Origin of the sequence: Arthrobacter sp. ZGTC212, from assembly GCF_002929255.1 — a bacterium.
Classification (GTDB): domain Bacteria; phylum Actinomycetota; class Actinomycetes; order Actinomycetales; family Micrococcaceae; genus Arthrobacter_B; species Arthrobacter_B sunyaminii.
Window position 1 is genome coordinate 1 of record NZ_PJIJ01000022.1, and the last position, 767, is coordinate 767.

Sequence of the window (767 nt, forward strand, 5' to 3'; positions counted from 1 at the left end):
ATTTTCGCAGCGGGACGCGCGTGCATGCCGGCTTGGTTCACGAGCTCAAAGTCCCCCGTGAAATCCGGGCCGGAACCGGTGACAGAGCCTTCCCCGACAGCCTGCAACGCCGGGCTCCCGGCCGGCTGGGCAGGGCCGCGCACAGCTTCCGCCGCCCGTTTGACCGCATGGACGTCAGCGCCACCCTGTGCAGCGACGGCAGCTGCCACCAGTCCCTCCACCAGGGGTGCATCCGCCAACATCATGTCGGACGCGTTTGCCGCAAACTCCAACGCGGATTCGGCGGTCATCACAGCGGAGCCCAAATCAGTCATGATCACCGCGCCATCACCGCTGGCCACCTTGTCCAGAGCGGCCAGAACCTTCTCCAGGCTCGTGCCGATCCTTCCGTCCATGGTGCCGCCCGCTGCCAGAAACACGACGTCGGGCGCCATCTGCGCGGCAAGCTCCACGGCGCCGTCGGCGATTTTTTCGCTATGGGAAACCACCACAATGCTGACGGTCACGCAGCCGCCTTCACGGCGGCCCGGAGGATCAGGGCGCTGGAAGCGGCACCGGGGTCGCGGTGGCCGGCGCTTCGCTCGCCGAGGTAGCTGGCGCGTCCCTTCCGGGCTACCAGCGGATCAGTAGCCACGGCGCCCGCTTCGGCAGCCTCTGCCGCGGCCACCAGAACGGTCAGAGCATCCGGACTGCCGTCTGCCGCGGCCTGGCTTGCTGCTTCTGCCGCAGGCGTCCAGGCATCCACCATTGTTTTGTCCCCTGGCTCC

The 767-nt window shown here is 67.8% G+C and carries 2 protein-coding genes; both read right to left on the reverse strand.

Annotated elements, in window-relative coordinates; all coding sequences use genetic code 11:
- Positions 1–506: dihydroxyacetone kinase phosphoryl donor subunit DhaM (dhaM, locus tag CXQ89_RS17660; protein ID WP_104162199.1), on the reverse strand; the 506-nt coding region annotated here is incomplete at its 3' end.
- Positions 503–767, reverse strand: a 265-nt coding sequence (locus CXQ89_RS17665; protein ID WP_146067297.1) for a DAK2 domain-containing protein, incomplete at its 5' end; no start/stop codon positions are given. The genes dhaM and CXQ89_RS17665, both read right to left, overlap by 4 nt.